Here is a 15,969-nt window from a genome sequence, read left to right on the forward strand (position 1 = left end):
GGAATGGCCTGCAACTGGGCACCGGATCAGGTGCGCATGGTAGCCCTTCGTGCCCAGCGCTGGGTAGGCCGTTCGATCATCCACCAGGATGCGCCGGCGGCCGCTACTGAGAACAGGAGCCCGAGGAACAGGAAAGGAAAGAAATCGGCCTTCACCGCCACGAAACCGCCTTGCGCTTCGCGCACGGCCAGCAGCACCGGGTAATGCCACAGGTACAGGCTGTAGCTGATCCAGCCGAAGAACTGCATAGGCGCCGAAGCCAATGCCTTTCCGGTCCAGGTCGCTCCCGCCGTCAAGGCCAGGATCAGCAGCGCGACCAGCAGGCCGGCGAAAAGATGCCAGCACAACAGCAATGGGCTGGCGACCGGCGCGCCGGCGAAAGCACGACCATCGGCGAAATAGCCCAGGGCGGGGAGCGCGAGGAACAGCAGCATCGACATCGCGGCGAGCGCATCGGCGCGCGCTGCCGACCAACGCGCGATGATTTCGCGCCGATGCACCAACACATAGGCAGCGAGCATGCCAAGCAGGAACTGGTGCAATCGACCAGGCAGATGCTCGACCCACATCACTTCATGCTGTCGCGACAATCCCGCATGCATCAGCGCAAAGCGATAGGCGAGGCTGGCCAGCATCAACAAGACGATCCAGCGCAGGCGCCCCGGTCGCAGCAAGGTCGCGAGCCAGGGCAGCAGCAGATAGAAACCCATCTCGACCGGAAGCGTCCACCAGGGGGAGATATGCGGCGCGACGAACGGCCAGGCATTGAGCCAGAAAACAGAATGGGCGAACAGTTCGCCAAGCCCCGGCGACGTCCAGGCGGCTTCGTTGCGTATTCCGAACCAGGCCAGGGCCAGCAGGCAAAACATCTGGAAGTAATAGGCGGGCACGATGCGCAGCACCCTGCGCATCGCATAGGAACGCAAGTCTGCCCCCGCAGGCGCGGTCTCGCGACGCGCCTCCAGCAAAGGCACGGTCAGCAGGAAAGCCGATAGCGTGAAAAACACGTCGACGCCGCTCCAACCCATCCGGGTCACCCAGGCGAATGGCTGCGGCAAGTTCGCAGGCGTGCCGGCAAGCGTGTAGGCATGGAAGAAAAGCACCGCCAGCGCCGCCAACCCGCGCAAGCCGGTAAGCGCCGGCCAGCGATCCTTCCGCTCCTCAAGCGGCGGCAGCGCCGCCTCGATCGGGCGAAGGGGCTTGCGCGATGCGTTCTTGCGTCGGGTCATGCCGGGAGTATGGCGTCGGACCCCGGGCTTGGCGAGTCCGATGCGATACCGGCGAAAGAAGAAGGGCCGCCAATGCGGCCCTTCCTGTCGAAGCGAAACGACGGATTACTCTTCCTCTTCTTCTTCGTCGTCCGCGACCTCCGGTTCCTGGCGGTCCGGTTTGCGGATCCGATCGTCGGCGTCGCCCGGGTTCGGCTGTGACGGGTTGTAACCCGGATTGCCGGCAGGGCGGATGTCGGCCTTGTCGCCAGGGTGGTTCGGTTGCGTGCCCATTGCGTTCTCCTCGGCTTCGCCGGACGGAATGCCCGGCACCATTGCGACGCAAACCGCGTGCCATGGTCGCCAGTGCGGCACCGCGCCGCAAACATTGGCTTCGGCGTTCGCCCATCGGGGGCATTGCACGGAAGAATGTTCAGCGACGGGCGGAATGAAGGACAATTCGCCGCATCGCCAACCGCAGGAAATCCCATGTCGGGCCCCGCACACGCCGGTCTTTTCATCTACGCCAAGGACGTGTTCCGCCTCGCGGACTTCTACGAGACATTGCTGGGGATGCAACGCCTGCATGTCAGTGCCGAGCTGGTGGTGTTGCAATCGCCGGGAATGCAACTCGTGCTGCACGCGATGCCGCCGCAATACGCATCGAGCGTGTCGATCTCGTCGCCGCCGCAACGTCGCGAAAACACCGCGCTGAAGTTCTTCTTCACCGTTGCCAGCATCGAAGCCGCGCGGGAAGTGGCCGCGCGCCTTGGCGGCGAGGTGCTTCCGGAACAATGGCCGGGCCGGGGATTCCGGGCCCGCAACGCGATCGATCCCGAAGGCAACGTCTTTCAGCTGCGCGAACGCGATCCCACGTGAGGTTCTTCGGCGGTCAACCGGCCAGCGCGAGCTGATCGCAGCGAGAGCCATCGGCCGCCGCGACCGCGGCCGACATCAGGCTGGCATGCTTGCGGCTGATGCGCGCGTCGCGCACGCCCTTTTCGTTCAGGCAGAAATCCGCCGCCGCGCGCTCGATGTCCCAAAGTTGCGTTTCGACGGCGTTGATGAAATCGCATCCGAGCCGGTAGGCCTGGGAATCGTTCAGCGCCGTCCGGCGCCAGTCCTCGAACTCGTCGGCGGCGATGGCGAACACGCTGTCCATCTTGCCCAGGCACAGGTCCACGATGCGATCGAAGTTGCGCGGGTTGCGCCACGAGGATTCATGGCTTCCCATGTCCGCCGCGAAGGCGACGAGGCGAAGGTCGAAATCGGCCTTTTCTCCCGCCAACCTGTCGGCGATCGCCTGGTTCAATGCCATCGACATGGTTTCCTCTGTGCTCCCTTTCCCTTGGCAAGAAAGAACGCGCAATGACGCGCGAACAGGACAGCGCAATCGATCCTCGCCGCTGAGCATGACCATGGTCATGCACGCTCCGACCCCGGCAACGAAAATCGTTCGCGTTGGGGCGCGATGCGACGATTCTCATGCGCTGAGACGGGCCCACGGCTTGCTGGGCTGCCTTTACCGGAACACCGGCTGCATGAACGCCCTGCCCTCGCTTGCCTCCGAACACGAACTTTCCGCCGACAATCCGCTGGTGACGCGGCTCGCGCGAAAGTACGCGGACCGAATCACCGGCCGCATCGACATACCTGCTTGCCCGGCCATTCACGCGCCGCTGCCAGCGGCAGTGCCGACAGCCTTGGCGATCGCCCTGCGAGAACGCGGGATCCGCAGTCTCTACAGTCACCAGGCGCAAAGTTGGGAAGCGGCGCAACGGGGCGAACATTTTGTCGTCGTAACGCCAACGGCCTCTGGCAAGACGCTCTGCTACACGCTGCCCGTGGTGACGGCAGCGATGCGCGAACGCAGCAAGGCGTTGTACCTGTTTCCAACCAAGGCGCTGGCGCAGGATCAGGTCGCCGAGCTGCTCGAGCTGAACAAGGCGGGCGCGCTCGGCCTGCGCGCCTGCACCTTCGACGGCGATACGCCCGGCGACGCGCGGCAGGCGATCCGCCTGCATGGCGACATCGTCGTCAGCAACCCGGACATGCTGCACCAGGCCATCCTTCCGCATCACACGAAATGGGCGCAGTTCTTCGAGAATCTGCGCTACATCGTCATCGACGAAGTTCACACCTATCGCGGCGTGTTCGGCTCGCATGTGGCCAATGTGATTCGCCGGCTCAAGCGCATCTGCGCCTTCTACGGGGTCGCACCGCAGTTCATCCTGTGCTCGGCCACGATCGGCAACCCGAAGGAGCACGCCGAGGCCCTGATCGGCGCACCGGTCACGGCCATCAGCGAAAACGGCGCTCCGCGCGGAGCGAAAACGGTGCTGCTGTGGAATCCGCCGGTCGTGAATCCGGATCTCGGCCTGCGCGCCTCGGCGCGCTCGCAGTCCAACCGCATCGCACGACAGGCGATCAAGTCCGGGCAGAAGACACTGGTCTTCGCGCAGTCGCGAACGATGGTGGAGGTCCTGACGAAATACCTGAAGGACGTGTTCGACCACGACCCGCGCAAGCCGGCGCGCATCCGCGCCTACCGCGGCGGCTACCTGCCGAACGAACGGCGTGCTGCCGAAAAGGACATGCGGGCCGGAACGATCGATGGCATCGTCAGCACTTCGGCGTTGGAACTCGGCGTGGATATCGGCAGCCTCGATATCGTGGTCTGCAACGGCTATCCGGGATCGATCGCCGCCACATGGCAGCGCCTGGGACGCGCCGGTCGACGACAGCAGGCCTCGCTGGGCGTGATGGTGGCGAGCAGCGACCCACTGGACCAGTACCTCGTACGCAATCCGGAGTTTTTCAGCGGTTCACCGCCGGAACATGCACGCTTGCACGCAGACCAGCCTCTGATCCTGCTCGACCACATCCGCTGCGCGGCGTTCGAACTGCCGTTCCTGCGTGGAGAGACTTTCGGCCAGGTCGATGCGGCGCCTTACCTCGAACTGCTGGGCGAGACCGATGTCGTGCACCGCGAGGCGGAGCGTTGGGAATGGATCGCCGACAGCTATCCGGCCAATGCGGTCGGACTGCGCTCGGTGGCCGACGGCAATTTCCTCGTCGTCGATCGCGGCGAAGGACGCCAGACCATCCTGGCCGAAGTGGACTACAGCGCCGCGGCCCTGACCCTGTACGAGGGGGCGATCCACATGGTGCAGTCGGTGCCCTACCAGGTCGAAAGGCTCGACTGGGCCGGACGCAAGGCATTCGTCACGCGCACGAATGCGGACTACTACACCGACGCGATCGACTACGCCAGACTCAAGGTGCTGGCCGAATTCGCAAGCACGCCGGCGAACGAAGGCAGCACGCATCACGGCGAGGTGCACGTGGTCCGGCGCGTATCGGGCTACAAGAAGATCCGCTACTACACGCACGAGAACATCGGCTACGGACCGGTGAACCTGCCTGACCAGGAACTGCATACGACCGCGGTGTGGTGGCAACTTCCGCAGGCCGCGCTGGAGGCGCGATTCGCCTCGCGCCAGGACGCGCTGCACGGATTCCTCGGAGCAGGTCATGCCCTGCACCTGGTCGCCACGCTGACCGTCATGGCGGAATCGCGCGATCTGCAGAAGGCCGTCGGCAGCGGCGATGGCGCCTGGTTCGTGTCGTCCGATGCGTCCGGCCGCGCGCAATTGCGACGCGCCGAAGGCGGCGGCATGGAACCCCGTGAGACGGATCGCTTCGTCCCCACGATCTATCTCTACGATGCTTATCCGGGCGGTATCGGATTATCCGAGCCGCTGTTCGAACGCCGCGCCGAACTCGCGATCAAAGCGCTGGACCTGGTGGCTGGATGCGACTGCCGTGTCGGCTGTCCCGCCTGCGTCGGCCCGGTATTGTCCTCGGATGAAAGCGCGACGCGTTCGCCGCGCCAACTGGCGCTGGAAGTTCTGCGCATGCTGGCCGACGCATGAGCGCCGCGATCGATCGGCTCAGGCTTCTCAGGCAGGACGCGGGAAGCGCAACGCCAGTGATGGCGCCCAGCCCTGTTCCGGATGAGCTGCGCCGGCTGCTGGGCATCCGTGCACGAGCCAAGGCACCCGCTCGAGTCGCGCCCGATCGTTGGCTGACAGGCGATCAGATCTCGCCTGGCCTGCGTTTCCTGGAACAGTTCCATGAAGCGCCCGAACTCCCCGACGAGATCGACGCCGATTTCGCCCGAATGGGTCGATTCCGGACCAGCGACCTGCTGTTCTTCGATACAGAAACCACCGGCCTGGCCGGCGGCACGGGGACGCGTGCGTTCATGATCGGTGCGCTGGACGTACAGGACGACCGGCTGAGGTTGCGGCAACTGTTGACCACGACCATGGCCGCCGAAACATCGATGCTGCAGACATTCGCCGACTGGATCGGCCCGCAGACTGCGCTCGTCAGCTACAACGGCAAGAGCTACGACAGACCGTTGCTGTCGACGCGCTATCGCCTCGCGCGGCTTCCCGATCCGCTACGCGATCGCGCCCATATCGACCTGTTGCATCCGGTGCGCCGTCGCTGGCGCGGGGCCTGGGAGAACTGCCGTCTCGGCACGGTCGAGCGGCAACTGCTCGGCGTATTGCGCGAGGACGATCTGCCGGGCTCGGAAGCGCCGCGTGCGTGGACCAGCTATCTGAGAGGCGGTTCGGCCGCGAACCTGCGTCGTGTCGCCACGCACAATGCGCAGGACCTCAGGAGTCTTGCCGGTATCTGCTTCGCCCTGGATCGGATGCGGTGAAAAAGAAAAACGCCCCCGAGGGGCGTTTTCTTTTTTCTGGCGGAGAGGGAGGGATTCGAACCCTCGGTACGCTATTAACGTACGCCTGATTTCGAGTCAGGTACATTCAACCGCTCTGCCACCTCTCCGGAAGCGTGGTGCGGTCGGGACCGCACGGCTGAGCCGCGCATTATACGCGGCCCCAGCCGTCCGGGACCAGCCCTGTCTCCTCAGCCCTTGGCGGGCTGGAAGAAGAAGCCGCCGCTCTCGTGGCCGGCGAAGCGGATCGGGGCGTACTGCGGCACCTGGGCCAGGGGCGAGTTGGTCGCGTTCAGGGCGACCGAGGTGGACACCTCGCGGAACACGCGCTGCGCTTCGACCAGCTTGTTGTTGTCCTGCAGGACGTTCAGGAAGGCCTTGGCGAAGAAGCTGTGGTTGCCGGCGCCGGCGTCCGGGACCGGCATCACGCCGCCCGAAGTCATCGCCAGGCGCGAGCGACCGTTGTTCATGGCCTTCACCCACGGCGTCCACTTGTCGGCCGGCATCGAATTGGCGTCGAAGCTCGGCGCCGAAGCGCGGGTCATCGTGCCGGAGTAGCAGGAGTCGGCGACGACGAGGACATGCTTGGCCTGGGCGGCATTGAGGATGTCGCTGACGGCCGAGTTCGAGATCCAGCTCTTGCTGTTTCCCGGCGCGCCGTCGCTCGGCACCCAGTAGCCCTGCTTGCCGGCGGCGTCGATTTCGCCATGACCCGCGTAATAGATCAGCAGATTGTCCTGCGGACCGACCTTCTCGCGCATTTCGTTGAGCGCGGTCAGGATTTCCAGCTTCGACGCATTCAACAGCAAAGTGGTCTGGAAACCATAGCGCGAGCGCAGGACATTGGACACGGCCGTCGCGTCGGTGGCGGCGGTCTTCAGCCCCTCGTATCCGGCGTTGCGGTAGGTGTTGTTGCCGATCACCACCGCGTAATAACGGCCAAGCTTCACGTCACCCGGCAGCGTACCGCTGGGCGTGGCCGCCGTCGTCGACGTCGTGGCGCCGCCGGCCTGCGGGATCACGCTGAAATCGAGCTGCGCGCTGGCGCCGCGGTTGTCCACCGCGACGACCTTGACCGGCGAACCCGCGGCTGCGACGTCGATGTCCGCATTGAAGCTGCCGTTCGCGGCGATGTCGACCGGCTTGCCGTTGACGGTGACCTGCTTGATCGCCTTCGGCTGGCTGACGCGACCGACGAGGCGGTGCTTGCCGGAACCGCGCACGACGGCGGTGTTGCGGCCGCGCACGGCGACGAAGGTCGGGCTGAGGATGTCGAGCTTGACCGGTGCGCTGGCCATCAACGCGCCGCTGCTGCTGCCCGTGCGCTGTTCGAGCGCGACGATCTGGTCGCGCTGGCCGGTGATCTGCTGTTGCTGCGCCAACACCTGGTTCTCGAGCAGGCGCACGAGTTCGCGATCCTGGCCCTGCTTGGCCTGGGCGAGCTTGCCTTCGGTTTCCTGCAACTGGCGTTGCGAAGCCTGCAAAGCGCTGCGCTTCTCGGCGAGCTGCTGCTGCAACTGCTTCACCTGCTGCTGCAGTTCCTGCGAACGCTCGCGCTCGTCCTGCACCTGGCCCTGCAGCGTGCCGATCGTGTCGTCCTTGGCCTTGAGCTGGATCTCGACTTCGGACGCGTACAGCAATTCGTCCTGGATGCCGGAACCCTCGCGGTACAGGTTCAAGGCCATGGCCTGGTCCTGTTGCACGCCCAGGCCTTCCTCGTACAGGAAGCCGAGATTGATCTTGGCGCGGTTGTAGCCCTGGTCGGCGGCTTTCTTGAACCACTGGAAAGCCATGCCGTAATCCGGCGCCGTGCCGAGACCTTTCGAATAGATCTCGCCCACGTTGTTCTGCGCTTCGGCGCTACCGGCCATCGCCTGGTCCATCCAGACCTTCAACGCGGTCTGGTAATTCGCACGATCCTCGGAGACGTATTCGCCACCGCGGATCTGGCAATCGGCCTGGGTCGTGCGAATCGGACGCCGTGCGGTGAGGTACGTCGCCTGGCGGCCGAGCGAACGGACCTGTCCGGGCAACAGGCAGTCGACGATGAGCAGGTCCTCGGCGTTCTTCACGGCGGCGCGTGGCGCCTCTGCCGGGATACCGGCAAGCACCACCACGAGAGCGGAGGCTAGAACGCTGAATCGGGACGTTACAGGACAGCGGTTGGACGATGACATTGGGCGCAGCTCCAAGGGAGTGTCACGGCATGCGCTGAACCGTTTGCAGCGGCGCGCATGCCGCTATACTCGGTGAGGAATATATAACCGGAATCCAGGGGAAAAGCGATGAGCTTCCAGTCCGCCGTCATAACGAAGGCCGCAGCGATTTTCGGCCACGGGCGTTCCCTGGCCGCACGGGCGTCCGCCCTGTGCGTCCTGCTCCTGCTCGGCGCATGGTCCGGCAGTGCTCAGGCATCCTTCGGTTGCTACCTGCAGCACACCAGCACCCAGTTCCAGCAGGGGGCGCCGGGCGCCACCTACAATCACAGCTTCACCATCGTCGACGATAGCGGTACCAGTTGCGCCGGTACGATCTCGGGCACGGTCAGCATCACCGGCGACACGACGGGCGGCGGCACGCTGAACAACGGCGGCGGCCCCGTGACCACCTTCAACTGGTCAGGACCCGGCGGTTCCAGCTTCAGCTTCACGTCGACGACGGGCACCTTGCCGGGCGGCGATCTGGCCATTCAGGCCGACTGCCTGGTTGGCTGCTTCGGCGGCTCGACCTTCCTGACCTATTTCGACGAAAGCAGCGATCTCTACGATTTCCATGCCACGACGCCGACGACCGTCGTCACGACCGACCTGCAGCAGGTCACGATCGGAGCGAAGTCGCTTTACAACAACAACCCCGCGACCGAGACGGTGAGCTTCTACAACGTTACCGGCACGCCGATCCTGCTCGCCACCGATACGCCGGACGTCAACGGCGAGGTCAGCTACAACTTCTTCAGCAGCACGCCGGGTACCTATGCGCTGCGCGCGGAAGTGAACTGCATCATCATCACCGCGACGTCGACGACCTGTCCGCCGCCGGACATCGATTATTCGGTGACGGTCGAAGCGACCAGCCTGAGCGCGAACGACCTGTCGCTCGAAACGTTGCCGTCGACGCCGCTGCCCTTGAGCGTGACCTATCGCAGTCCCAGCCTGCTGGCGCCCGACGGCAGCTACGTGTTCTGGAACATCAGCAGCAGCCCGCCGGGCGGCGACGGCAGCATCGACAACAGTTCGCAGACCAGCGGCGGCATCGCCACGGCCGATTTCAGCGCCAGCGTGCCTGGCGAATATCAGGTACAGGCCAGCACGAACTGCTTCAGCTGCTTCGCTCCGTCGATGGTCACCTTCACTGTCACCGTGATCAACCGCACGATCGTCATCGTCAGCGGCGACGGACAGACCGGTGCGACCAACCAACCGCTGGACGATCCGCTCGTCGCGCAGGCCCAGAACAACGGCATTCCGACGCCGGGCGTCGGCATCACCTGGGCCATCATGTCCGGCTCGGCCAGCCTCTCGCCGACCGGCGCAGTCACCGATGGCGCCGGCAACGCGACCGTCGCCGTCACCATGGGCGCCACGCCGGGCCCGGTGGTGGTGCGTGCGACGCGCAACGACGACACGAGCAAGTTCGTCGAGTTCAACCTGAACTCCACGCTGACGCGCGACCTGGTCATCGTCTCCGGCAACAATCAGAGCGCTCCGACCGGCCAGAACCTGCCGCAGCCCTTGTTCGTGCGTGCCATCGACAACGCGACCGGCGCCTCGGGCGTTCAGATCGACTGGAGCGTGGTGTCCGGCTCGGCGTCCTTCCCGGCGCCCAGCACCACGACGAACGCGGCTGGCCTGAGCAATACGCAGGTGACGCTGGGCGCGACCGCCGGTCCGATCGTCGTGCGCGCCACCCGCGCCGACGACACCGGCCAATACGTCGACTTCAACCTGACCGCCACGCTGACCCGACAGCTCGTCATCGTCAGCGGCAACGGCCAGGAAGGCTCGCCGAACGCGACGCTGGCCAGCCCCTTCGTGGTCGAGGCGCGCAACAACAACGTGGCTGCGCCGGGAACCGGCGTGACCTGGTCCATCGTCACCGGTGGCGGCAGCCTGTCCGACACCTCCACCACCACGGACGGAAGCGGCCACGCGGACAGCACCTTGACGCTAGGCTCGTCCGGTTCCGTGACGGTGAAAGCGGCGCGCAGCGACGATTCGTCGGTGTACGTGCTGTTCAACGCCAGCACGCTGAAACTGGCGGACCTGCCCGGCATGTCGCCGACCCAGCGCGCCATCGCCGAAGCCATCGACAGCTTCTGTCCCGAACTCGGCGCCGAGTACGGCGGCGGTGGTGGCGGTGGCGGCTCGGGTGGACCGCCCTCGACCGACGGTTTCGCCGCAGCGACGGCGACCGTCGATCCCAGCGATGGCCAGTACGACCTGTGGCAGCAATGCCAGGAACTGATCACCGCCTCCGGCAGCGATCCGCAGGGCGTGCTCGACGCACTGAACGAGCTGTATGCCGATATCGCCCTGGTGCAATCGGAAGCCGGTCTGATCGCGGCGCGCGCGCAGTTCGACAACATCAAGGTGCGTATCGCTGCCCTGCGTAGCGGTACGCAGCGCACGAGCTTCGGCGGCCTGGCGTTCACCAACACCAGCGGCAGCCTGCCGATCGGTTCACTCCTGCAAGGGCTGGCTGAGGGCGACAACCCGGATTCGGCGTCCGCCGCCGGGTTCACGCGTTGGGGCTTCTTCGCGGCCGGCTCCATCGGCCGCGTCGACACCAAGCCGGGCGACGTGACGCCGGGTTACGACTCCGACATCACCGGCCTGACGATCGGCTTCGACTACCGCAAGTCCGACAGCATCATCTTCGGCGGCACGATCGGCTACACGAAGCAGACCGACGACCTGCTCGGCCGCGAGGGCGAGCTGGATACGCACGGCTACAGCGTGTCGTTGTTCGGCACCTGGTACAAGGCCGACAGCTGGTACACCGATGCCGTGTTGAGCTGGGGCCGCAATACCTACGAGGCCGAACGCTGGATCAACTACACCCTGACCGGGCCGGGCGGCACGATCACGGTCATCGACCAGCACGCGCGCAGCGAATCCGATGGCGACAGCTTGACCTTCGCCGCCACCGTCGGCCGCGACTTCAACAAGAACGGCTGGGGCTTCGGTCCTTACCTGCGCCTGCTCTATACCCGCCTCGAGTTCGACGAAATGGTCGAGGAAACCGATGCGGGCCCGGGCAGCGGACTGGCGCTGGTGGTGGATGCGCGCGAACTCACTTCCTTCAGCGGCGTGCTCGGCGGCAAGCTGACCTATGCGCACAGCACCAGTTGGGGCGTGATGATCCCGCACGTGCAACTGGAATGGCAGCACGAGTTCAAGGACGACCCGTCGCAGGTCACGGCGCACTTCCTGTTCGACCCGAGCGAAACGCCCTTCACGGTCACCGGCGATAGCCTGGATACGGACTATCTGCGCCTCGGCTTCGGCATGTCCTTCGTGCTGACCAAGGGCCGCTCGGGCTTCTTCATGTTCGAGCGTTCGTTCCAGGACCGGATCACGCAGAACCGACTGGCGCTCGGCCTGCGCCTCGAGTTCTGATGGCGACCAGCCCGGAAACGGACCATCGACGCGCCGCCCGGCCACCCTTGCGGGGAGCCGGGCGGCGGTTAATGATGCGAACAAGTCGCGGGGGCCTCCCCCTGCCAGGGCGAGACAGGTTCCATCCATGATCGAATTCGGCCACCTCAGCCATGTCGGCCTGCGCCGCGAGCTGAACGAGGACACCTACTACGGCGACACCGAGCTGGGTCTGTGGCTCGTTGCCGACGGCATGGGCGGCCATGAGTTCGGTGAGGTGGCCAGCGCCTTGGCGCGCGACACGGTCGTGCGCGAGGTGAAATCCGGACGCACGCTGGTCGATTCCATCCGCAGCGCGGACGAAGAGATCATCCGGCAATCGCGCCGACGTGCCGAAGGCCTGCCGATGGGCACGACGATGGTCGCGCTGCGCACCAACGACAACCGCTTCGAACTGGCCTGGGTCGGCGACAGCCGCGCCTACCTGTGGAACGGCCAGCTGCGCCAACTCTCCTCCGACCACAGCTATGTGCAGGAGCTGATCGATCAAGGCGCGATCACGCCGGAACAGGCGCGCACGCATCCGCACCGCAATGTCGTCACGCAGGCGCTGGGCGTCACCGATCCGGAATCACTGAAGGTGGAAACCATTTCGGGCGAACTGCGTCCGGGCTTCCAGATCTTGCTGTGCAGCGACGGTCTGACCGAAGAAGTGGACGATGCGACGATCGGCTCGCTGCTTTCGCAACCGGAACTGTCGGCGCAGGAATGCGTGGACCATCTCGTCTCGGCCGCGCTCGACGGCGGCGGTTCCGACAACGTCACCGTGGTGCTGTTGCGCCGCGTCTGATCGCGCTTCGCCGATGCGGCGAAGCGGAACCTCGCGAATTCAGTCCTTGGGCAGCGCCGGAATGCCCGGCGTCTCGCCGCGTTGACCCGCCTCGGCCGCGGCATGCAGTCGGATCAGGGTTTCATCGGCGGGATCGACGTCCAGTCCGCTCTGCGCCGCGATTTGGCATTGCGTCCACAACTGCGCACTGCAGGCGCGATGGCTCATCTTGCGGAAGAACGAAACGATCGCGCCAACGCCCGCCTTCGCGCGCGCGTTGTCCGGCTGCGCGGCGAGCACCTTGCGATACAGGCCGAGTGCGCTGTCGTCCTCGGGGAAGGTCAACTGCCGGCCCGGATCCTTGTTCGTGCCGTAATCGAGGTAGTTGTCAGCCTGGGTCAAGGCGGTCTCGATGTCCTCCGACGACATGGCCGCCGCCGCGTCCGTCACCGGCAACGTCGTCGACAGGATGCTGCCCTGGTCGTCGCCGCCGGCCGGCGTCAGCGTCACGGTAGGCTGCGTGCCGTTGGTGCCGTTGGCGTTCGTCGCATTCGTGTCGACATCGGCCGCAGGCCAGAACTTCCAGGCAGCTACCGCCAGCAACGCGACGGCGGCCAGCGAGGCGACGGCATAGAGGCCCTTGCGCGAAGGCGCTTCCTGCCCTTTGCTCACATTGATGCGCGTGCGCTGCTGCGTGGCGCCGGCACCGCCGGCGATGCGTTGGGCGCTGCCCGCCTTGCGCGCGCTCGACTGATGCAGCTTCGCCGTCTCCGGCGCCTCGGCCACGAGCTTGTGGATGGCCTCGACCAAGGCCGCGCCGGTGTTGTAACGCTCGGCCGGCTGCTTGGCCATCATGCCGTTCAACAGCGGCTGCAGGATGGAGTACTCCTCCGGCAGCGTCGGGACAGGATGCGTCACGTGCATCAAGGCCACAGTGAACGGATCGCTGGCCTGGTACGGCGGATTCCCCACGAGCAGTTCGTAGAGCACGGTGCCGAGGCTGTACAGATCGGAGCGGCCATCCACGGACTCGCCGCGCGCCTGCTCCGGGCTCATGTAATCGGGCGTGCCAATCGACGCGCCGGCGACGGTCGAGCTGTTGCTTCCGTCCATGGCCTTGGCGATGCCGAAGTCGGCCAGCACCACGCGGCCGTCGTTGCGGAACAGCACGTTGCCCGGCTTGACGTCGCGATGCACGAAGCCCTTCTGGTGGGCGAAATCGAGGCCGAGCGCGATGTCGGCGATGATGTCGAGCACTTCCGCCAGGCTCAGGCCGCCCTCGTCGACGCGATCCTTTAGCGTGCCGCCGGGAATGAATTCCGCGGCGAGGTAATACACGCCGGCGTGCGCGCCGATGTCGTACACCGTCACCAGGTTCGGATGCTGCAGCTTGGCGGTGATCTTGCCTTCGGTCAGGAACCGGCTGGCGAACTCGCTGTTGGCGGCCAACGCCGGCGACATCACCTTCAGCGCGACTTCGCGATCGAGCGATTCCTGCACGGCGAGGAACACCGATGCCATGCCGCCTTCACCGATCGGACGCAGGATGCGGTATCCGGGGATATTGATGTCGACGGCGGTGAGGAGGACGGTCGCGTTCACGCAAGTCTCGCAGCCAAGGCGCAGGTCCGATTATCCACAATGCGGCCCAGGGCTGCTCATCCGCCGGGCGCGATGTCTTCCGTCGGCCACAACAGGCGGCCGCCGGCCTTCTTGCGGATCTGCTCGAGCCTGGCCGCATGCGCCGCCAGCTCGCCGGCATCGGCTCGGAGTACGCGTCGGCTGGCCGGCGTGCCGGACTGCAGCGCGATGGTGGGCGTCGCTTCGCGCTGCGCTTTCGCCTGCGCCGCCGCCATGCTCAGACCCAGGTCGCCCTGCCCGGCCGTCATGGACAGATAGACCTCGGCCAGCAGCTCGGCGTCGAGCAGGGCGCCGTGCAGCTTGCGATGCGCGTTGTCCACGCCCAGTCGCTTGCACAGCGCATCGAGGGAGTTGCGCTGCCCCGGATAACGCTCGCGCGCCAGGGGCAAGGTATCGAGCACGCCCGAATGCTCGCGGATGCGCCCGTAGTGCGGGCCGGCCAGGGACAGTTCGTTGTCGAGGAAGCCGACGTCGAACTCGGCGTTGTGGATGATCAACTCGGCCCCGCGGATGAATTCGAGGAATTCGTCGACCACTTGCGGGAAACGAGGCTTGTCCGACAGGAATTCGCGCGTCAGGCCGGTCACTTCCTGGGCGCCCGCCTCCATCTCGCGGTCAGGGTTGAGGTAACGATGGAAATGCCGACCGGTCGGCCGACGCTCCAGCAGTTCGATGCAACCGATCTCGACGACGCGATTGCCGCGTTCCCATGAAAGTCCGGTCGTTTCCGTGTCGAGAACCACCTGCCGCATCAGCCCATCTCCTTTTCGCGCATCGCCTCGGCCGCCTGTCGCGCCAATGCATCCACGCGCTCGTTGTCGGCATGACCGGCATGGCCTTTGACCCAACGCCAATCCACCTGATGGCGCGCTGCCGCCGCGTGCAGGCGCATCCACAGGTCCTGGTTCTTCACCGGATCGCCTCCCGATGTTTTCCAGTTCCGTCGCAACCAGTTCGGCAGCCATTCGCCGATGCCCTGCTGGACGTATTTCGAATCGGTATGCAGCACCACTCGGCAGGCACTCTTCAACGCTTCCAGCGCCATGATCGCCGCCATCAGTTCCATGCGGTTGTTCGTCGTATGTGCTTCGCCGCCGGAGATCTCCCGTTCCGTCTTGCCATAACGCAACAGCGCGCCCCAGCCGCCGGGGCCAGGGTTGCCGAGGCAGGCGCCGTCGGTGTGGATCTCCACCTGCTTCAAGAGCGCAGGGCTCCCGTCGTTACGCCGGGGCGCAGGCTGACGACCGACGCGGGTTTGCGCAGCGGCGTCAGTGGGCTTTCTCGCCGTCGCCAGACGCTGAGACGAGCCGAACGCAATCCGCCGAACCAGCCGCCATCGCGCGCATCGTTGTCGCTCGCTCCGTCGCCGCCGAGCCAGATCGGGCCGACCGGCTTGCGACGCACCACGTCCAGCCCGGCCTCATGGGCCAGGCGATCGAGGCGGGCGCCGCCGAAATGCCGCACGTCTCGGCCCAGCCAACGCCATCGACTCAGGGACCAGGGATTCAGGCTCAGGACCAGGGCCATGCCCTCGGGCTTGAGACAACGGGCGATTTCCTCGACCAGGGCCGTCGGCTGCGGGGATGTCTCCAGCACGAACAACGCATACACCAGGGACACGCTATGGCTGGCGATGGGCAGCTCGGCGTCATCGCAGCGCAATTGACCGGCGAAGCCATCCTCGTTCCGGTACAGGCTGACGACGCGGGCCAGCATATTGCCCGACAGCTCCACCGCCACCTCGGGAATCGGGCGCAAGTACAGGCCGGTACTTCCGAATACTCGCGTCAGTTCGGGCACGCTCTCGCGCTGTGCCCGGGCCAGCAGGCCGCGCCCGACACGATTCCTGAACCATTCGCAGAGGCGATGCTCGGGTTGACGGGGGGCAGGAACGGCGGGCATGGTCGCGATTCTGCGGCAAACCGCCAGACAGGTCACCTG

13 protein-coding genes and 1 tRNA gene are annotated in these 15,969 nt (G+C 65.7%); 5 read left to right on the forward strand and 9 right to left on the reverse strand.

What is annotated here, in order from left to right:
• Positions 1-26: 26 nt before the first annotated feature.
• Both QM707_RS00355 and QM707_RS00360 read right to left on the reverse strand, forming a co-directional pair.
• A complete protein-coding gene (locus QM707_RS00355; protein WP_414999894.1) occupies positions 27-1,229 on the reverse strand; it encodes an acyltransferase family protein in 1,203 nt (400 codons plus the stop codon).
• 105 nt (positions 1,230-1,334) lie between these two features.
• The gene (locus QM707_RS00360; protein WP_414999895.1) at positions 1,335-1,544 is read right to left on the reverse strand and encodes a hypothetical protein; all 210 of its coding nucleotides are present in this window, start codon (positions 1,542-1,544) and stop codon (positions 1,335-1,337) included.
• Between the two features lie 93 nt (positions 1,545-1,637).
• Between QM707_RS00360 and QM707_RS00365 the strand changes: the two genes are divergently transcribed.
• Positions 1,638-2,087 carry a VOC family protein gene (locus QM707_RS00365; protein ID WP_414999896.1) on the forward strand — a complete coding sequence of 150 codons (450 nt, stop codon included), beginning with the start codon at positions 1,638-1,640 and terminating at the stop codon, positions 2,085-2,087.
• Between the two features lie 13 nt (positions 2,088-2,100).
• On the opposite strand, the gene QM707_RS00370 is transcribed toward QM707_RS00365, so the two are convergent.
• Positions 2,101-2,532 (reverse strand): hypothetical protein, encoded by a 432-nt coding sequence (locus QM707_RS00370; RefSeq protein WP_414999897.1) that lies wholly within the window; start codon positions 2,530-2,532, stop codon positions 2,101-2,103.
• A 217-nt stretch (positions 2,533-2,749) separates the two neighbouring features.
• Here QM707_RS00370 and QM707_RS00375 point away from each other — a divergent pair, with 217 nt between their 5' ends.
• Both QM707_RS00375 and QM707_RS00380 read left to right on the forward strand, forming a co-directional pair.
• Positions 2,750-5,143 carry a DEAD/DEAH box helicase gene (locus QM707_RS00375; RefSeq protein WP_414999898.1) on the forward strand — a complete coding sequence of 798 codons (2,394 nt, stop codon included), beginning with the start codon at positions 2,750-2,752 and terminating at the stop codon, positions 5,141-5,143.
• A 59-nt stretch (positions 5,144-5,202) separates the two neighbouring features.
• Positions 5,203-5,943 carry a ribonuclease H-like domain-containing protein gene (locus QM707_RS00380; RefSeq protein ID WP_414999899.1) on the forward strand — a complete coding sequence of 247 codons (741 nt, stop codon included), beginning with the start codon at positions 5,203-5,205 and terminating at the stop codon, positions 5,941-5,943.
• A gap of 37 nt (positions 5,944-5,980) precedes the next feature.
• On the opposite strand, the gene QM707_RS00385 is transcribed toward QM707_RS00380, so the two are convergent.
• Both QM707_RS00385 and QM707_RS00390 read right to left on the reverse strand, forming a co-directional pair.
• Positions 5,981-6,071: transfer RNA gene (locus tag QM707_RS00385), tRNA-Ser, on the reverse strand.
• Positions 6,072-6,152: 81 nt separating this feature from the next.
• Positions 6,153-8,033, reverse strand: a complete 1,881-nt coding sequence (locus QM707_RS00390; protein ID WP_414999900.1) for a caspase family protein — start codon at positions 8,031-8,033, stop codon at positions 6,153-6,155.
• A gap of 213 nt (positions 8,034-8,246) precedes the next feature.
• Here QM707_RS00390 and QM707_RS00395 point away from each other — a divergent pair, with 213 nt between their 5' ends.
• Together QM707_RS00395 and QM707_RS00400 are read left to right on the forward strand one after the other, a co-directional pair.
• The gene (locus tag QM707_RS00395; RefSeq protein WP_414999901.1) at positions 8,247-11,579 is read left to right on the forward strand and encodes an autotransporter domain-containing protein; all 3,333 of its coding nucleotides are present in this window, start codon (positions 8,247-8,249) and stop codon (positions 11,577-11,579) included.
• A 127-nt stretch (positions 11,580-11,706) separates the two neighbouring features.
• Complete coding sequence (locus QM707_RS00400) at positions 11,707-12,408, forward strand: PP2C family protein-serine/threonine phosphatase (protein ID WP_414999902.1); 702 nt, start codon at positions 11,707-11,709, stop codon at positions 12,406-12,408.
• A gap of 39 nt (positions 12,409-12,447) precedes the next feature.
• Here the strand turns inward: QM707_RS00400 and QM707_RS00405 are convergent, their stop codons facing one another.
• From QM707_RS00405 to QM707_RS00420, 4 genes are read right to left on the reverse strand one after another with little or no spacing between them, the layout of a single operon-like run.
• Entirely contained in the window at positions 12,448-13,989 is a 1,542-nt protein-coding gene (locus QM707_RS00405; protein WP_414999903.1) for a serine/threonine-protein kinase, read from the reverse strand.
• 56 nt (positions 13,990-14,045) lie between these two features.
• Positions 14,046-14,780: a DNA polymerase III subunit epsilon gene (dnaQ, locus tag QM707_RS00410; protein WP_414999904.1), complete on the reverse strand. Its 735-nt coding sequence runs from the start codon at positions 14,778-14,780 to the stop codon at positions 14,046-14,048.
• Positions 14,780-15,229, reverse strand: a complete 450-nt coding sequence (gene rnhA / locus QM707_RS00415; protein ID WP_414999905.1) for a ribonuclease HI — start codon at positions 15,227-15,229, stop codon at positions 14,780-14,782. The genes dnaQ and rnhA overlap by 1 nt, the downstream gene beginning before the upstream one ends.
• Positions 15,226-15,930 (reverse strand): class I SAM-dependent methyltransferase, encoded by a 705-nt coding sequence (locus tag QM707_RS00420; protein WP_414999906.1) that lies wholly within the window; start codon positions 15,928-15,930, stop codon positions 15,226-15,228. The genes rnhA and QM707_RS00420 overlap by 4 nt, the downstream gene beginning before the upstream one ends.
• Between the last annotated feature and the right edge of the window lie 39 nt (positions 15,931-15,969).

Origin of the sequence: Arenimonas sp. (assembly GCF_047602345.1) — a bacterium.
Lineage (GTDB): Bacteria > Pseudomonadota > Gammaproteobacteria > Xanthomonadales > Xanthomonadaceae > Arenimonas.

What these genes read in the sequence shown, in the direction of transcription:
- QM707_RS00370 (WP_414999897.1), bottom strand. Translation starts at nt 2,532, where the DNA reads ATGTCGATGGCATTGAACCAGGCGATCGCCGACAGGTTGGCGGGAGAA.
- QM707_RS00395 (WP_414999901.1), top strand. Translation starts at nt 8,247, where the DNA reads ATGAGCTTCCAGTCCGCCGTCATAACGAAGGCCGCAGCGATTTTCGGC.
- QM707_RS00360 (WP_414999895.1), bottom strand. Translation starts at nt 1,544, where the DNA reads ATGGTGCCGGGCATTCCGTCCGGCGAAGCCGAGGAGAACGCAATGGGC.
- dnaQ (WP_414999904.1), bottom strand. Translation starts at nt 14,780, where the DNA reads ATGCGGCAGGTGGTTCTCGACACGGAAACGACCGGACTTTCATGGGAA.
- QM707_RS00380 (WP_414999899.1), top strand. Translation starts at nt 5,203, where the DNA reads ATGGCGCCCAGCCCTGTTCCGGATGAGCTGCGCCGGCTGCTGGGCATC.
- QM707_RS00355 (WP_414999894.1), bottom strand. Translation starts at nt 1,229, where the DNA reads ATGACCCGACGCAAGAACGCATCGCGCAAGCCCCTTCGCCCGATCGAG.
- QM707_RS00375 (WP_414999898.1), top strand. Translation starts at nt 2,750, where the DNA reads ATGAACGCCCTGCCCTCGCTTGCCTCCGAACACGAACTTTCCGCCGAC.
- QM707_RS00365 (WP_414999896.1), top strand. Translation starts at nt 1,638, where the DNA reads ATGTTCAGCGACGGGCGGAATGAAGGACAATTCGCCGCATCGCCAACC.
- QM707_RS00400 (WP_414999902.1), top strand. Translation starts at nt 11,707, where the DNA reads ATGATCGAATTCGGCCACCTCAGCCATGTCGGCCTGCGCCGCGAGCTG.
- QM707_RS00420 (WP_414999906.1), bottom strand. Translation starts at nt 15,930, where the DNA reads ATGCCCGCCGTTCCTGCCCCCCGTCAACCCGAGCATCGCCTCTGCGAA.